Origin of the sequence: Desmonostoc muscorum LEGE 12446 (assembly GCF_015207005.2) — a bacterium.
GTDB lineage: Bacteria > Cyanobacteriota > Cyanobacteriia > Cyanobacteriales > Nostocaceae > Nostoc > Nostoc muscorum.
The window spans coordinates 5,556,482-5,573,389 of sequence record NZ_JADEXS020000001.1; the positions used below are offsets into that span (position 1 = coordinate 5,556,482).

Consider the following 16,908-nt stretch of genomic DNA (forward strand, 5'->3'; position numbering starts at 1 on the left):
ATTGCGAATTACCAAAGAAAGTTATTTGGTAAGCAATACTGGTTCTACTTTTTTATTTGTTTGCAAAATCTCGTTGTAGAGTTCGCCTAGTTGATTGGCGACGCCATCCCAACTAAACTTAGTTTCGACGCGCTTTCTACCAGCTTTACCCAATTGATCTCGCCATTCTGGATTTAACAGAATTCTATCGATCGCATTTGCAAAGGCGGCTACATCTTGCGCTGGTGCTAATAAACCAGTTTCTTCGTTGAGTACAGTAAACTGAAGTCCACCCACATCACTCGCTATCACTGGTGTACTACTGGCCATCGCTTCGATCGCTACGAGTCCAAAGGGTTCGTAGTGACTGGGAACAACGCAAACATCGGCTGCTGCGTAATAAGTTGGTAAAACATCTTGGCTCAAACGACCAGGAAACTTGGTAAAGTCACTTATCCCTAATTCGTTGACAATTTGCTCAATGCGATCGCGCTCAATTCCATCGCTGTTACCTGGAGTGCTACCACCACCAATAATTAGCTGGAGGTTGTTGGAGTCCCGGAGTTGAGACTCATTTACTGCACGCACTAAAGTTTCTATACCTTTGCGTGGGTCAAAACGACCGACATATAATACAACTTTGGCTTTTTGATCGATTCCCAATTCCAATCTGGCTGCTTGTCGTCCAATGGAACCAAATCGCTGAATATCTGTACCGCAGGGAATGATATCGATATTACCTTTAGTCGAGACGAGCGATCGCATATGTTGATTTTCCTGCGGACTCGTCGCTACAATGCGTTCTGCTGTCTCCAGCACTTCTTTTTCCACTTCCAATCGCTTAATACCAATCGGAGGACGATTCTCTATCGTGTTATACTTCACTGCTCCTAAAGAGTGGTAGGTATGAACCTGTTTAAGTCCTGGGATTTCCTTCTTCAACTTCATCCCTACCCAGCTAGAAAGCCAGTAGTTAGTGTGAACTAACTGGTATGTAATCCCATTTTCTTCTTGGAATTCGAGGAAATTCTCCACAAATTTTGATAAATATCCAAAAATATCATCTCGTGGCACAAACTCCAGGGGGCCTGCTTTTAAACGAATAGTTCGACAATTCTCGCTATGTTGAACAATCGATTCTTGCTCCAGATCCGGACTGACCTTGCGGGTGAACATATCAACTTTCCATCCTAGCTGCGCTAGCGCTTCACCCACATGGCGCACGTAAACATTTTGTCCTCCAGCTTCTTCTTTCCCTATTTCAATCGCCGGGTCTCCGTGGACGGAAATCAAGGCGATACGTTTTTCGGTGGTAGAGTTCATAGTTTGTGTGTTGCGGATTGTAACAAAGTTTTAGCCGATTCCAAGTTGGCGTATCCTGTATAGCACGCTTACCTGAATTATTTAGGAACTTTGATTAATATTGATTTTAATTTACTATGTCTAATATTTTTTTACATCTTCTGCCAGAAGTATACTTTTAGATTAAGTATATGTATTTAATTCTTTTATATATAAATGGTTATGTTTATATCTAATACTTCTGATAGATGAAATTCTATTATTTGTTTTGTTAATAGAAAGGTAATTCCATAAACACATGTATTAATAGGTAGTTAGTTTGGTTATATTCCTGTAACCCCAAAAAATTTATTACTTTTGATACAGCATTTATTAAGTACGTAAAATTGTTTGATCTGATAAATTGATAGACATAACACGCTTTTAGCAATGCTTGTAGATATAGTCTCATTTAATTGAAAATTATTTAGACGCAGGCAAATGTAATTTTTAATGCTAATTGTGATTCTACTTGTAATCTACTCGAATTTATAAATTCCAGGGTTAGGAGATTTTTAAATATTCAGTTTTCGTTTCCAACTCCTTTGAGTTGAATGTATTTGAGTTTATCTCAAGATTTTTATAATTAAAACTTATGTGTTTTTTATAATCAGTAGAAAATGTAGTTTATCAAAAATATAGTGCTTCTCTATTGAGTCCAATAGAGACCAATACACTTCAGATAACACCAAAACACTGATTTAGAGAGGCGATAAATTGCGTCTCCAAAGACTAAATCCACGCCAGTTGTCACCCTTTTTCTAACCCGGATGCTGGCAGAACTTACGCAAAAATTGCCAAAAAGCTTAATTTATCAGAATTCAAAGGAATTCCCCATCCGTCTATAGCTCAGGGGATGGATAGCGGTCTACGGAGCGAAGCGAAGTAGACAATCGTTTTTGAATGTTAAAATAGAAAACAGCAAATTTCAAGTTACTGAAGTACGCCATCGAGGTCTCAAAGCGAGGCATAGAGCCTATTCTAATTCTGTTAGCGCAGCGGGGCGTAGCCCATTCTGAACTGTGCTGTAAGTCCCAGATGGGTAAACTTAGCATAATTTAAGAAAAAAATGACAAAAAAATTAACTCCTCTGGTCTTACTCACCAAAGGAGTTTTCGCGTACATTTTTTACTCTGTGAAAGATACAGGTGTAAAATCTAAGTACCCTATCTTAGGAATACCTTGTTCGCGTTAGCGGACGCACCAGAAAATGGGGACTTCCGCGACCCGTTAAAAATTAAAAATGCTTGTGAAATTAGCATATATTTGCAACATAGCAGTTAAAAAGTTAGCTGCAAATAGCTTTGAAGTAAGCAGCTAGGCAATAATCGACAATTAAAAATTAAAAATCAAAAAAAATCATTCTGATTTTTAATTTTTAATTTCTCTCCCTTGAGGATTAATTCGTAGTTTGTGCAGCTAGCATCTGCTTGAGCTTTTCCAATTCCGAAGCCCAACGTGGATCTGGACGAATAGCGTCTGAATCTGTGGTCGTGGTGCTTTCACGAGAACCTCCGCCACTGCTGCCACGACGAGGCTTCTTAGAGCCTTTGTCACGACGACTACCTTCTTTGTTGGCGCTAGGAGTAGGGTTACTACTGGCAACATTAACTGGTTTAGGAGCTTGCTCGTCGCCCTCCTCACCCTTTGTACGAGGTAGTGCCTTTTCTAGCTTGATGGGAGTGTCTTTAAACATCTGACCATTATACTTTTCAATTATTTGGTCAGCTTGTTCATCATTATTGACCGTCAGAAAACCAAAACCACGGCATTTGCCAGTTTTGCGGTCTTTAATTAATTTAGTAGTTACAGCATCACCTTCAGCTGCAAAAACTGCTTGTAGATCTTGACGATCAATTTCTTCTTTGGGCAAATTACCTATATATAGGCGAACGGACATGAACTATACCTCCAACAGATGAATGAACATGGCAAAGTGAGAAAACCATTACTTGGCTTTGGCTTTTAAAATAGATGCTATTGAGAAAGACTGCCACCAACCAATTTTTTTGCTCCAAACTATCAACCTATACAATACAGTTTTTCGTTGGGTTCAAGCTTATTTAATCCAAAGGCTCACACTAAGATGAGCTAATAACACCTTAATTCTAAGAATTGTAAATTTAATAGCCTACTATCTGCCAAAGTACACGCTTTCTTTAATGCCCTTTTTAGCAGAATAAAATACCATCCTTTACATTACCACGGTATTTTCTACCTAGCTAGTTTAGCGCACACATTTTCGACTTTAGTATTGTTGCATCGTAGCATAAAACACATTTTTTATTCAAGACGGGATTTTTGGAAACAAAAACCAGCCAGTGGCTGGTTGATTTGCTGCTGTGTTGGGAGGATGAAAAGGTATGGAGAGGGGAAAAAGCATCCGAATTCATCACAAAGCTATGAGGCTGAGTTATGTCGGTTGCTATTGTTTGTGTAAATAAATGTAACACTTGGGAATAAAACCTGCAACTTTTGTTTACATTTTGGCTTGTCATTTGTCGTTTGTCCAAAGCAAATGACCAATGACTAATGACTAACCAGTGAGAAAAACGTATGCACCCCAAGCCTGGGCTGCAACTGCTAAAGCAGTAGACCAAATGGGATGAGGGCTATGAACGGCTTTACCACTTTGAGTTTCTAGGGTTTGGATGTCAATCCAAGGTGTTGCTCCTCGCCGAAACCAACCTGTGACGATAATTTGCCTACCAATCAAATCCTGATGATTGACTGATTGTCCCAGCCAAGAAACGTGATGTAATTTCACTAAGCCCGCGCTTGATTGTAAGATTAAATCTTGGGCTAGGGAGTTGCTACTGCCTTGACGACCTAATAATTTGCCCACAAGACGGACGCTGATGCTGTCAATGGGTAAGGCATAAGAGTCTGCTAACAAGTTGGGCAAACCGTCATCAGTTTCCACAGTGCCAGGTTTAATATCGGGAAAGAAAGAATTAATCCGGATCACTGTACCGATGCTAAAGCCAATCAAAAGGCAACCTGTAATGAAAGACCAATCCTCATAGATCCATTTGAGATTTAAAAATTTGAGCGCGAATGCTAATTGCCACGCTACCCACACAAAACCTGCAAACAGAACTCCTAGAGGAATTCCCAACCAGGGAGCGATTTGTAATAGAAAAGACTGACGCCTAGCTTCTAATGGTTGTTCTCTAGGGAAATGTAATTCGGTGTCTAGATGCCAGTGACGGGCTATTTGGCAGAGGCGTTCGATGCGATCGCCCACTAAAGGATGGCTATTATTAATCGTAAACCATCGGCCATAGGGATTGACAATATCCCATTTCAAAAAAGATTCAAAAGAAAGATGACTGGCAATAGTCCCTAAAGAAAGGCTTTGTTGATGACTGATTGGTGCGACGATATTTAAGCTTTCCAACTGCCAACTGGTGTGTTCTTGTTTTTCGATATCAGCTGCAATTCCAATGGCAATTTTGAGCAAGGCACGAATCAAAGCATTGGGATTACCTGTAATTTCAGCTGCGGTGCGATCGCTATAATAAAGCCGCAACCGCGACAACCACAATGCAGTCCCAGTTAGCAAACACCAAATTCCATAAATCAGACTAGCCAGAGTTGTCACCGGCAAGCGCCAAACTTTTCCTGATATGCTGTCACCCAACTTTGATACTTGCTGATATACCTTATAAGTTGGTAGTGTCACCAACAACACCAAAGACATGACAACAAAATCCCAATGAGCAATATGTCCTAGCTGGGTGGCGTAAATGATGGCAATTTCATCATCTGCTAGTTGTTCTAACAGTCCTTGACTAACTACAATCCTCGCATTCCGTGGTAAACTACCGTAGGTGAGAATAATTGGTGCAGCCATTGGCAAAATTCGCAGTTTGGGTAAAGGCCAGTGCCTTTGTTGACAACAACGTTGTAGAACCCGAACAGCTTCCCGACTACGGCCATTCAATACATCTTTAGTAAGTTCTCGTTGACCATACAACTTTGCCAATAGCAGATCCAGCAACCAAGGTGATACCCCAATCAAAATCACCAATGCTATTAGCAACAATCGTGTAGGGTCGTTGTATAAAAACTGCAATGGTTCGAGATAGGGAAGCTTGACTAAAGCCTGGTTGATCAATCCCAATGCTAACTTGATGATTTCTCGCATCACCCAAAATAGGGCGATGAATGTTCCCGCCGCCAACAGCCGTAACGGGATTAATTTTGGCTTGCGTAGGGGTTGCCATGCCCTGGCGCGTTGTGCTTGTCGCCAATAAATGACGCCGAACAGTTTGGCTTGGGTGCGGGTGACAGAACCCATGAAGCCATTAAGGGGGGGCGGTGGAGGCGGTGGTGTAACAGTAGCTTTGAGTTTAGCTAATGGCACCATCGTCGGAATGTTCTGGCTCTTGGTTTCTGTTACTTCGTCTTTTAGCTTCTCCTCTGATGCAGGAGTATTTGGGGGTGAATTTTCAAAGGCAACAAATCCAGTTTCGACATTTTTTGATTCTGGTTCAGGTTTTTGACGTTTTGTCAAGTGTTCGAGAGCGCGTGTTGCCCACTCTTGAACTTGGAGATTGTTACTCTCAATGAGATTTTGGCAAAAGGCGATCGCTTTAGAGACTTCGCCAGTGCGGGCATAAGCCATCACTAAACCAACCCTTGCTTGTAAGTTAGCAGTGGCATTACTTTCGCTGCTAGCAAGAGGTTCTAAGTGAGCGATCGCTGTTTGGTAATTTCCCTGCTTGAGGGCAACTAAACCAGCCTCCAAAGACGATTTGGCATGTGAAGGCATACAAATTCTGGCACTCCAATCTCTTCTAAGTCGAACAATTTTGGATGAAAGGATTTTGGATTTTGGATTGACTCCATACCAGAATTCAGGAGCGGAGCCGGAGACACTCCGCCTCGAGTCAGAATTCAGGAGTCACGAGTCAGAATTTAATTCTGTACTATTAGTGGATGCATTAAGTAAGTTTAAGACCCCCCATCAAATTTTCCATTTGGTTGTCTTCAATCAGATCAGAACTGGAACTTTGAGTGATTAATTCAGAATTCTGAATTCTGTATTCTTCTTCATTCCTCCACTGGTTGTTGACTAGAAAATACTGGGGCGATCGCGCTTAATTTCAACTCTGGATGGTCACCCTCTAATTGTTGGCAATTCCATTCATTCCGGAATAGCAACACTGGGCGTCCCATACTGTCCTTGACTGTAGTGGTATTGAATAAACGTCCCACCTTATTTAATGCTTCCCAACCACCTTCAACCCAACGGGCGACACTGTAGGGTAATACATCAAGTATGGTTTCTACACCATACTCATTTTGTAAGCGAAACTGCACCACCTCAAATTGCAACTGACCCACCGCCGCTAAAATTGGATCGCGCTTGGCTTCATCAATTGAATACATAATTTGCACAGCACCTTCTTCGCGCAATTCCGCAACGCCTTTTTGGAATTGCTTAAACTTCGAGGGGTTGGGGTTCCTGAGAGTTGCAAACAGTTCCGGCGAAAAATACGGAATCCCTTCATATTCCAGCTTTTGCCCCGTGTAAATTGTATCCCCGATCGCAAAAACACCGGGATTATTCAAACCGATCACATCGCCAGGATAAGCCTCATCAATCGATTCCCTCTCCTGAGCAAAGAGTTTTTGCGGACGGGATAGACGGACAAGTTTACCAGTGCGAGCGTGATTCACCATCATATCTTTTTCAAACTTACCTGTGCAGACCCGGACAAATGCGACGCGATCGCGGTGTTTCGGGTCCATGTTTGCTTGCAGTTTGAACACAAACCCAGAAAACTCTGGGTATGTAGGTGCAACTTCGCCAACACTGCTGACATGGGAACCGGGTTTGAGGGCATAGTCTAGGAAGTACTTGAGGAATAACTCTACCCCAAAGTTTGTCATGGCGCTGCCAAAGAACACTGGCGTCATTTTGCCATCATGTACCAACTGCAAATCTAGCTCTGGGCCAACTCCTTCTAACAGTTCTAGATCGTTTTTCAGTTGATAGTACAGGTCTTGTTCTAGCAGCTGTTCTATTCTCGGATCACCTAATTCTATTATCGTATCACGGGCTTCTCGGCTACCGTGGGCGCTGCGCTCAAACAGGTGAATTTGTTGCTTATGTCGGTCAAAGACACCTTTAAAGCGATCGCCCATGCCAATCGGCCAGTTTACCGCATAGGTTTGCAACTTCAATTCTTGCTCAATTTCATCTAACAGTTCCAGAGGTTCCCTTCCTGGGCGATCGAGCTTGTTGACAAATGTAAAAATCGGGATACCCCGCAGCTTACACACTTCAAACAATTTACGGGTTTGGGGTTCCAAACCTTTTGCGGCATCAATCAGCATGACTGCATTATCGGCAGCGGCAAGGGTGCGATAAGTATCTTCACTGAAATCTTGGTGTCCGGGTGTGTCTAATAAATTTATTTGACAGTCCCGGTATGCAAACTGCAACACCGTGGAAGTAATGGAAATACCCCGTTGTTGTTCCATAGCCATCCAGTCTGACGTGGCCTTGCGCTGTGCCCGTCGTGCCTTCACCGCCCCAGCTTCGTGAATTGCACCTCCGTATAGCAGTAGCTTTTCTGTCAGTGTCGTTTTACCAGCATCGGGGTGAGATATAATTGCAAAGTTGCGGCGAAGTTCAACTGCGCGATCGAGTTCCGACTCAAGTTCAATTGACATAACTGTATTTGTTTGTAACTTAACTTAATTTTTTTCGACTTTGGGAAGTCTTTTAATCTTAAGACAATGATGCTCGTGATAGGGTCGTAATATAACCAACAATTTGACTAAATTAGGAGAAAGGAATGTACGACACAGACAAGCGAAAGCTTTTATCCGCCTTGTCTCATGCAGCCATTTTTTTCAGCACGGCTGTTGTATCTGTAGGTATACCTATTGCCATACTATTTGTATCTGACGATCCTATTGTTAAAGAAAACGCCAAAGAATCCATCAACTTCCACTTTAATGTATGGTTCTATGGACTGATTCTGGGAGCGCTGTTTTTTCTATTCGGTTGGTTGGTGTTACCACTATTATTACTTGGGCCACTAGCAGGTATCGGGTATTTGTTGCACTGGGGACTAACAATTTGGGCAATCACCCACGTTTTTAGCAATCCTGATACACCCTTTCGCTATCCCTTTATTTTACGAGTGTTTTAGCACAAATGATGGGCATTGGGCATTGGGCATTGGTCATCGGGGATTGATAATTGTAGGTTATTTTTATTTTGCTGTTGTCCCTTTAGTTTCTACACAACTAATAACCAGGATTTTGCCAACAGAGGGTCTGACAATTTTCAATTGTGAATTTTGAATTGTTTATTGTTTATGGATACAATGCCCAATGCCCATTTTTTATATTGTTTTTTGAGTTCGTCAGATAGGTGACAACGAAGCTGTAAAATACAAAATTGCCCCACAGCTTGATTAAGAGTAGGGCAATGGTCAGTTAAGCACTGTTTGTAGTCTGTCTGACAGCAGGAAAGTTTTAGCCTGCTTTTGTGACGCTTTGTTTTGTGTCCATTTGCGTTGTTTTTCTTCATAAAATTTTATGTTTCCTACACATCGCCCCCGCCGTCTGCGTACCCATCCCCAACTGCGCCGGATGGTTCGTGAAACTGTTTTGACAACAAGCGATTTCATTTACCCACTATTTGCTGTACCGGGTGAAGGAATCGCTAACGAAGTAAAATCGATGCCTGGAGTCTACCAACTTTCGGTAGATAAAATCGTCGAAGAGGCAAAAGAAGTTTATGACTTAGGAATTCCTGCGATCATTTTATTTGGTATTCCGGCTGATAAAGATGTGGATGCTACTGGTGCTTGGCATGATTGCGGTATTGTCCAAAAAGCTGCAACTGCCGTAAAAGCAGCAGTACCAGATTTGATTGTAGTTGCTGATACTTGTTTGTGTGAGTATACCAGTCACGGTCATTGTGGTTATCTGCAAGTTGGTGATTTGACAGGACGGGTTTTAAATGACCCAACCCTGGAATTGTTGAAAAAAACAGCAGTTTCCCAAGCAAACGCCGGTGCGGATATCATTGCGCCTTCGGGGATGATGGATGGTTTTGTGCAAGCAATTCGTCAGGGTTTGGATGAAGCTGGATTCCAAGACACGCCAATTTTGTCCTATGCTGCTAAGTATGCTTCGGCTTATTATGGCCCATTTCGGGATGCAGCAGATTCGACGCCGCAATTTGGAGACAGAAGAACTTACCAAATGGACCCAGGTAATAGCCGCGAAGCAATTAAAGAAATTGAATTGGATATTGCTGAAGGTGCTGATATGCTCATGGTTAAGCCAGCCTTGGCATACATGGACATTATCTGGCGGGTGAAGGAAGCGAGTAACTTACCTGTTGCGGCTTACAATGTTTCTGGTGAGTATTCGATGATTAAAGCTGCGGCTCTCAATGGTTGGGTTGATGAGGAGCGAGTGGTTTTGGAAACTTTAACTGGGTTTAAACGCGCTGGTGCAGATTTGATTTTGACTTATCATGCTAAAGACGCGGCGCGGTGGTTAAGTAGATAGGTCGTTTCAGGCTTTTATTAATCATTCTTTAATGGTAAATAGACCCTTGGTATAGGGTAGCACAGCTGTGCTACCCTACAAAATACGTGGTTTTTTAAACATCCGTATTTGGTATTTCCTCTCAATGGGTAAGTACTATGGATTTAGAATTGAAATTAGAAAAACTAAAAGCCGTTCCTATAATGGCAAGAACGGCTGATCGAGCTTGTCGATGAATTTCTAAAATAAGTTTGTTGGGAAATTCAGTTACAGTTTTTAACCCTGAATAGTTGCTGCAAGATGCAGTAACTGATATATCTGGACGCTCGAATCGCAACAAGGCGATCGCTCAATAATACGATCAACAAACATTCCCCAACCAACATCCGAAATAGCTTTGGATAGCTTACCGTTTTGTACTATCTGTTAATTAACCCCTGATGAGGGTTAGGGTTGCTTGCTGACGCTCAAAAGTCTTGCCATACCTCAAGCTTTTGCTTATCGACGCTCTCCAGCATCTTTAAAAATCCATCTAGGTAAAAATCCATCTAGGTATGAGCGTCCTTTCTTATACTCTGGGGATTGTTTAGCCGATTGAAGAGATGCCAGATACTTGTAAGCCTTCAGTAACTTCGGCACTTCATAGTCCCAAGCAAACATCTCTTCTACACGCTTCCTACCAATTTCACCCATTTTCGCCCGCTTGTCAGGATTATCTAGTAATGCGACAATCTGTTTTGCCATATCCTCAGAATCGTTCGGCTTGGCATAAACAGACGCTTCTGCCGCTGAAAACTTCCCTTCTGTAAGGTCGAATTGCACGATGGGCTTACCAAGCGCCATGTATTCCAATATCTTGTTCATGGTTGACTTGTCGTTCATCGGGTTGTATTCGTCGGGATTGACGCACACATCCGCTGTGTTCAGCATTTCCAACAAGTCTTGATCTGGCGCCCGCCCGGTAAAGGTAACGATGTCAGCAATACCTAGCTCTACTGCTTTTGCTTTCAGGATTTCCAGTTCCGGTCCGCCACCGACAAGCCCATAATGAATATCATCACGCTGCAAGGTATGACGAATCCAAGCTGCTGCCTGCAAGAGATATTCAATCCCTTCTTGCTGCCCCATTACCCCGACATAGCCGATCAAAAACTGCTTGCCTTTCTTCAGTTCCGGTTTAGGGGGGAGGATTTTGAGGCGCTCCAACGAAGGTCCGCTGCGTACAACCATTACTTTTTCGGGGTCCATCTTACCCCGTGAAAGAGCAATTTTTCTGTAGGATTCGTTGGTTGCAATAGACACATCGGCATTCAGGAATGTCATCCGTTCTAGCCAGCACAGCAAGTTATAGAAAAAGTCACGGCGCTTGAATTTTGCCTCGTATAGTTCGGGGTTGATGTCGTGGTGGTCGAAGAGGAACTTCTTGCCGAACAGCTTGTAAAACAGGGCCACAATCCAGATGAGATCCGGTGGGTTGCAGGCGTGAATCACATCGAAACCATGCTTGCGCCAAACCTTGAGACTTAATGTGAACTCCCAGAACAGGGCAGCGCCGTATTCAAGAAGGTACCCCAACGCACCATGCGCCTCGATAGGGAGTGGATGGCGATAGATATGAATGCCATCGATTTCTTCGTACCGCTTTTCGTAGCCTTTGCCGGTAGGGCAGATGATCGAAACTTGATAGCCGTATGCTTTGAGGGTGCTAGCTTCCTGCCAGACCCGGCGGTCAAAGGGCACCGGCAGATTTTCAACGACCATCAGAACCTTTTTGCAGTTGTCGGGCAAGGAACTACCAGAAGATCCGGTCATAGTTCCGCTCAAATTGGCGTTTTCCAGCAGCGATTTACCAGCAGATACCGTCATAGCTTCCCTCAACAGATTTTTGGTTTGTAATACGAACGAAATCAATAACTTGCTGTCCAGGCTTAAGGCGCGACAAGACTTCTTTGAAGGCTGGGTCACCGTTGCCGATTACGATCAGCTCGGCATGTTCCAACACGGCATCAATGGAATCGGTCATTAGCCGCGAGATATGCGGAATGTAGTTCAGGATATATTCCTTATTAGCCCCTACGAGTTTGGCTAAGTTGACGTTTTTATCGTATAGTTTTAAGTTTTTTCCCTTGCCGATGAGTGTTTCAATCACATTCACCAACGGGCTTTCACGCAAGTCATCAGTGCCTGCCTTGAAACTGAATCCCAATATTCCGATCTTTTGCTTGTTTTTCTTGAGGATGGCATCGATGCCGCGATCGATATGTACATTGTTGCTGGTCAGAACCGACCCAAGCAGGGGTAGGTCGAGGTCTTGACTTTTCGCTGCATAATTCAACGCCCGCACATCCTTCGGCAGACAGGAGCCACCAAAGGCAAAACCTGGCTTCATGTAATAGGATGAGAGGTTGAGCTTGGTGTCTTTGCAGAATATGTCCATCACTGCGTGGCTATCCACGTCATAAGACTTTGCTAGCACCCCAATCTCATTAGCGAACGCCACCTTCACCGCGTGCCAAGCATTGTCAGCATATTTCACGAGTTCCGCCACTTCAATGTCTGTCACGATTAAAGGCGCATTGAGGTGTTTGTAGAGGGAAGCAACAACTTCCGCGCTTTTGGGGTCACTCGCACCGATCACAGTTTTTGGCGGGTTGTAGTAGTCATAAACGGCGGTACTCTCGCGCAGAAATTCCGGGTTGTTGCAAATGCCGAAGTCGATACCGGCTTTCTTGCCGCTTGTCTCCTCAAGGGTCGGTATCACGAGAGTACGTAGTGTGCCAGGTAGCACCGTGGAGCGCACGACAACTGTATGAAAATCAGTTTTATCCTTCAGGGCTGCACCGATTTCTTCACAGACTTGCTGAAGATAGGCAGTGCCCAGATTGCCGTTCGGGCTAGAGGGCGTGCCGACACAGATCAACGATATTTCAGTTTTCATCACCGCGTCATACGCGCTCTTGGTGGCGTACAAACGGTTGTTCTGCACTGCTTCCGCAATGAGTGTATCGAGGTCTTTCTCGATGATTGGCGCACGGCCTGCGTTCAAAGCTTCGACTTTTGCGTCCGCTACATCGACGCCGATTACTTGATGACCATCTTTCGCAAAACAGGCGGCGGTAACGCTGCCGACGTAGCCGAGTCCGAAAATACTAATCCCCATGAAACACCTTTATAAAAATAATCACCAGAAGGGAAATTGTTAAATTCTCAAAAACCACGTTTGTTTACATAAAATACGGAGTGGTACAAGCAAAAAACCCCCCTTAATACCAATTCACTGTCTCGACCCAAGGAACTATAAAAAATATAAAAACGCTTTTTTCGCTCACGTACGTAAGAACACACTGAGTTAAATACTTATCATGAATGGAACATGAATAGAAGACGTAAGTAAAGTTATTTACTAAATCTTCAAATTATGAAATCTTGTTATCTTTAATACGTTCAAGCTATTTATCAACAAAAGCTTTAAGACACAGGGCATGTATGCTCAAGGGATTTACGCCCTTCTGAAGATTGGAAGGAAGCTTTGGGCGATGGTCGGGAGCCAGAGGTTTAAAACTCTCAAAAAGGGGGAAATTTTGGTGTCTCTCGTCTACGTGCGGTTTGAATCCCCATCTGTTGCCTAGCTTACTGCCTCCAGTTTCCGCTGCCTTCTTTGATAATTGGAATTCAGTAGTTTCTCAGGATTTATGAAATTGATTGGTAAAAATGGCAAAAAACTTGCCATTGAAAGGGCACTATTGTGAAGCTAAGTCTCAATACTTGATTTTTTCGGTATTTTCACCAAAAATACTTATCTGTTAAAGAAATGCATTAGACTAAACATAAGTTATTCTTATATGTATACCAGACCCTTTCTATGTAGAATTGTCCTTTACCTTTACATTATCTTTATAAACCTGTAGAAACTCTGTATAAAAAATTTTGTGTAACCTCAGGGAAAAATCCAACATTCACTAGACCTTGTTGAGATTGAGTTGTTATTATTGACAAGGTTACGTTTACCTTAGTTGCCCTGGCAGTTGCTTATCCTCGTCCACCGAACCGTGCCTATGGTGGATTGCCCGATTTAGTAATCAACTATACATGCCTGCCTTAAAGGCAAGACTAGAGTAATTGGGAAATTGAGTTAAAATGCAACTGATGTTGCGATCGGTATTTTGGACAGTAATTTTGATATTTATCGACTTGATCGCAAAAAACCTTTTAATCTGGTGTTTTAGGAATGGCGATCGCTACGTTTATGAATCTCAGAAATAGCGATTTAGAAAATCCTGTGGTGTCAAAATGGGAATTCCGTTAAATTCTCTTAATACCAATAAATCTAGATCGCCAGTGACAATTGCTTGACTGCACGTAACCCACCATACAAAGACATAAATTTAATGCCCAGATATCTGACTTCTGATCAGAAGTCGGATATCTATCTTGATAAGCTTCGTTTGCTTGTTGTAGAAGGTTTAAGTTTGCTTTCGTAGTCTTTCCAAGTTCTGTTGATGTAACTCTGGGAAGTGTTCTAAATCATCTATTGACTGCGGGGCAGGAAAGATTACAGCCTCTTCAGAGGTGAATCTATCTAAATAAATTTCAAAAGCTTCATTTTCTTCTCTGTGGTCAAGGATATATTGACGCAATTGGGCACGGGGCATTGTCAGAAAATCTGGCTTACTCATATATATCTCGACTTCCCGTCTAGGTAAATTATAATTTCATTTTCTGCACCAGCAAGAATTACAATATTTTTTGTTCGTTCATCGATTCGCACTAAAAACCCAGGTAAATACATTTTAGTAGCCCAAAAAGTTAAGATAAACAACGTTTTCAATTGTTCTACAGTAGGCATATTTAAATTATTACTACAACAGATTTTTTGCTCTGACCTGATTTGGGCTAGGTTGATATCTTTGGACTGTGAAGTTGTCTAAACATGTTTTATGCATATTGCCTCCGTTATAATACATAAGTAAGGGATTCCCGCGTTTGCCAGAGGGAGACGCGATCGCTTATAAAAGAAGATAGTTAATAAATTTTCCTCAATTGCCATTTAATGTCAATTGATTTAATAAAAGGTTTCAATATTTTCGAGGGGAGCATGGGATATGGATATGCAAGTCCTGAGAGAACGTGCTGGTCTTAGCCGTGCGGAGGTGGCCTTCAGGCTTGCAATTAGTGAAACGAGTGTTCGCAACTGGGAAGCTGGGCGTACTGAACCTACAATGACACCAAAAAAATATTTAGATGCTTTGCGTCTGTTCAAATGTACCCCTGAAGAGTTGGCAGCGGCAAGTGAAAAGTCAATTAATCAGCGACATAAACGCAAACCAGGCAGACCGAGACGCTTTCCAGACAGTCAAGTATCTCAAGTAACTGATTCTCCAGTTTGTAGCTGATAACTTGCATAGGAAGAATTCAGGAGTCAGAATTATTCTGGATAAAATCTAACTTAGGAGTGTAGATTTATTGATTCGCAACTCCTAATCTAGGGTTCGCTAGGTATTTTGCTAACCTAATGTTTCTCAGGTATTGGTGCGTTAAGCTGATGGTAAAGCAGTACAAGTCAGGCATTTGACCATTAGCTACTCATTCTGCCTCTGTTATGGAGTTAAAGTTTGACGTTTGATTCTGCTCCAGTGAAGAGAGTTCCGCTTCTACGACTGCTGGAAACATAGGGATTTTGAGCTTGGTTGACAAACTTTCTCACGCCTGATGTGTCAAAAATCAACACTGTTACCCGATCTGTTTGATGGCTGGTTTTCGAGACATAATACTACCGTATATTTACGGTAATTGTTGAATAGGGTAATAACTTTGATATATTTGTCTCGGCAATTAGTCCCTGGTTAGGGGGAAAATAGCAACTAAACAGACAGCACAGGAGATGAGAAATCACAAACAATCAACAAAGAAACTTTTTAGCAATTCTTAGGGTTTATGCCTGGGGCGGTTAGTTTAAACAATCCAAACTCTAACTAGTGCGATCGCTCACGGTATTTGCCACAACCACACGATAAAATTCTAAAACCATAATCGTACTAAAGGTCTAAATGGCAGAAACACTATTCTTCAACGCCTTGCGTGAAGCCATTGATGAAGAAATGGCGCGTGACTCCAGCGTATTTGTTCTCGGTGAAGACGTAGGACACTACGGCGGTTCCTACAAAGTTACCAAAGACCTGTACCAAAAGTATGGCGAACTCCGAATTCTAGACACCCCCATTGCCGAAAATAGCTTTACTGGGATGGCAGTGGGAGCAGCCATGACTGGATTGCGCCCCATCATCGAAGGTATGAATATGGGCTTCTTACTCCTGGCGTTCAATCAAATATCCAACAACGCGGGGATGCTGCGCTATACCTCTGGCGGTAACTTCAAAATTCCGATGGTAATTCGCGGTCCCGGAGGTGTGGGACGGCAGCTAGGGGCTGAACATTCCCAACGACTAGAAACCTACTTTCAAGCGGTGCCAGGGTTGAAGATTGTTGCCTGTTCCACACCCAGAAACGCTAAAGGACTACTAAAATCTGCTATCCGTGATGATAATCCGGTGTTGTTCTTTGAACACGTTCTGCTTTACAACTTGAAAGAAGACTTACCAGAAGAAGAATACCTGCTCCCCCTGGATAAAGCAGAGCTTGTGCGTCAAGGTAAAGATGTCACAATTATCACTTATTCCCGGATGCGCCATCATGTGCTGCAAGCAGTAAAAACTCTTGAAAAACAAGGATACGATCCAGAAGTTATTGATTTAATATCCCTCAAACCATTAGATTTTGATACCATTGGTGCATCAGTAAGAAAAACCCATAAAGTCATTGTTGTGGAAGAATCCATGCGAACTGCGGGTATAGGAGCAGAAGTCATCGCTTCAATTAACGATCGCTTATTCGATGAATTGGATGCCCCAGTACTGCGGCTTTCTTCCCAAGATATCCCCACACCATATAACGGCAATCTGGAGCGACTCACAATTGTCCAGCCAGAGCAAATAGTGGAAGCTGTGGAGAAAATGGTAGCGTTGCGGGTGTAGGGAGTGGGGAATAGGGAAGATGAGGGAGATG

Annotated in this window: 13 protein-coding genes; 5 read left to right on the forward strand and 8 right to left on the reverse strand. The window is 42.8% G+C overall.

What is annotated here, in order from left to right; translation table 11 throughout:
- Nucleotides 1–21: 21 nt before the first annotated feature.
- From IQ276_RS23620 to prfC, 4 genes are all read right to left on the reverse strand, one after another.
- Nucleotides 22–1,302, reverse strand: coding sequence for a glycosyltransferase family 4 protein (locus IQ276_RS23620; protein ID WP_193924967.1), 1,281 nt, complete (start codon nucleotides 1,300–1,302; stop codon nucleotides 22–24).
- 1,417 nt (nucleotides 1,303–2,719) lie between these two features.
- Complete coding sequence (locus IQ276_RS23625; protein WP_190883961.1) at nucleotides 2,720–3,220, reverse strand: RNA recognition motif domain-containing protein; 501 nt, start codon at nucleotides 3,218–3,220, stop codon at nucleotides 2,720–2,722.
- A 636-nt stretch (nucleotides 3,221–3,856) separates the two neighbouring features.
- On the reverse strand, nucleotides 3,857–6,097 hold the full coding sequence (locus IQ276_RS23630) for a M48 family metalloprotease (protein ID WP_193916564.1): 2,241 nt from the start codon (nucleotides 6,095–6,097) through the stop codon (nucleotides 3,857–3,859).
- A 281-nt stretch (nucleotides 6,098–6,378) separates the two neighbouring features.
- Nucleotides 6,379–8,007, reverse strand: a complete 1,629-nt coding sequence (gene prfC, locus IQ276_RS23635) for a peptide chain release factor 3 (protein ID WP_190879523.1) — start codon at nucleotides 8,005–8,007, stop codon at nucleotides 6,379–6,381.
- Between the two features lie 125 nt (nucleotides 8,008–8,132).
- On the opposite strand from prfC, the gene IQ276_RS23640 reads away from it, so the two are divergent.
- Nucleotides 8,133–8,492, forward strand: coding sequence for a DUF4870 domain-containing protein (locus IQ276_RS23640; RefSeq protein WP_193916562.1), 360 nt, complete (start codon nucleotides 8,133–8,135; stop codon nucleotides 8,490–8,492).
- Nucleotides 8,493–8,883: 391 nt separating this feature from the next.
- Nucleotides 8,884–9,867 (forward strand): porphobilinogen synthase, encoded by a 984-nt coding sequence (gene hemB, locus IQ276_RS23645; RefSeq protein WP_190879527.1) that lies wholly within the window; start codon nucleotides 8,884–8,886, stop codon nucleotides 9,865–9,867.
- Nucleotides 9,868–10,344: 477 nt separating this feature from the next.
- Here the strand turns inward: hemB and IQ276_RS23650 are convergent, their stop codons facing one another.
- Nucleotides 10,345–11,712, reverse strand: coding sequence for a glycosyltransferase family 4 protein (locus IQ276_RS23650; protein ID WP_228043022.1), 1,368 nt, complete (start codon nucleotides 11,710–11,712; stop codon nucleotides 10,345–10,347).
- Nucleotides 11,693–13,006, reverse strand: coding sequence for a nucleotide sugar dehydrogenase (locus IQ276_RS23655; protein WP_193916559.1), 1,314 nt, complete (start codon nucleotides 13,004–13,006; stop codon nucleotides 11,693–11,695). The genes IQ276_RS23650 and IQ276_RS23655 overlap by 20 nt, the downstream gene beginning before the upstream one ends.
- 977 nt (nucleotides 13,007–13,983) lie before the next feature.
- On the opposite strand from IQ276_RS23655, the gene IQ276_RS40320 reads away from it, so the two are divergent.
- Nucleotides 13,984–14,109: a hypothetical protein gene (locus IQ276_RS40320; protein WP_255264348.1), complete on the forward strand. Its 126-nt coding sequence runs from the start codon at nucleotides 13,984–13,986 to the stop codon at nucleotides 14,107–14,109.
- A 200-nt stretch (nucleotides 14,110–14,309) separates the two neighbouring features.
- Here IQ276_RS40320 and IQ276_RS23660 read toward each other — a convergent pair whose 3' ends face one another.
- Complete coding sequence (locus tag IQ276_RS23660; RefSeq protein WP_193916557.1) at nucleotides 14,310–14,522, reverse strand: DUF6887 family protein; 213 nt, start codon at nucleotides 14,520–14,522, stop codon at nucleotides 14,310–14,312.
- Nucleotides 14,519–14,692: a DUF6888 family protein gene (locus IQ276_RS41000; RefSeq protein WP_373690596.1), complete on the reverse strand. Its 174-nt coding sequence runs from the start codon at nucleotides 14,690–14,692 to the stop codon at nucleotides 14,519–14,521. Before IQ276_RS41000 ends, IQ276_RS23660 begins: the two co-directional genes overlap by 4 nt.
- Nucleotides 14,693–14,948: 256 nt before the next feature.
- Between IQ276_RS41000 and IQ276_RS23665 the strand changes: the two genes are divergently transcribed.
- Together IQ276_RS23665 and IQ276_RS23670 are read left to right on the forward strand one after the other, a co-directional pair.
- On the forward strand, nucleotides 14,949–15,239 hold the full coding sequence (locus IQ276_RS23665; protein ID WP_190879531.1) for a helix-turn-helix domain-containing protein: 291 nt from the start codon (nucleotides 14,949–14,951) through the stop codon (nucleotides 15,237–15,239).
- A gap of 654 nt (nucleotides 15,240–15,893) precedes the next feature.
- The gene (locus tag IQ276_RS23670; RefSeq protein ID WP_073641708.1) at nucleotides 15,894–16,877 is read left to right on the forward strand and encodes an alpha-ketoacid dehydrogenase subunit beta; all 984 of its coding nucleotides are present in this window, start codon (nucleotides 15,894–15,896) and stop codon (nucleotides 16,875–16,877) included.
- The last annotated feature ends 31 nt before the right edge of the window (nucleotides 16,878–16,908 follow it).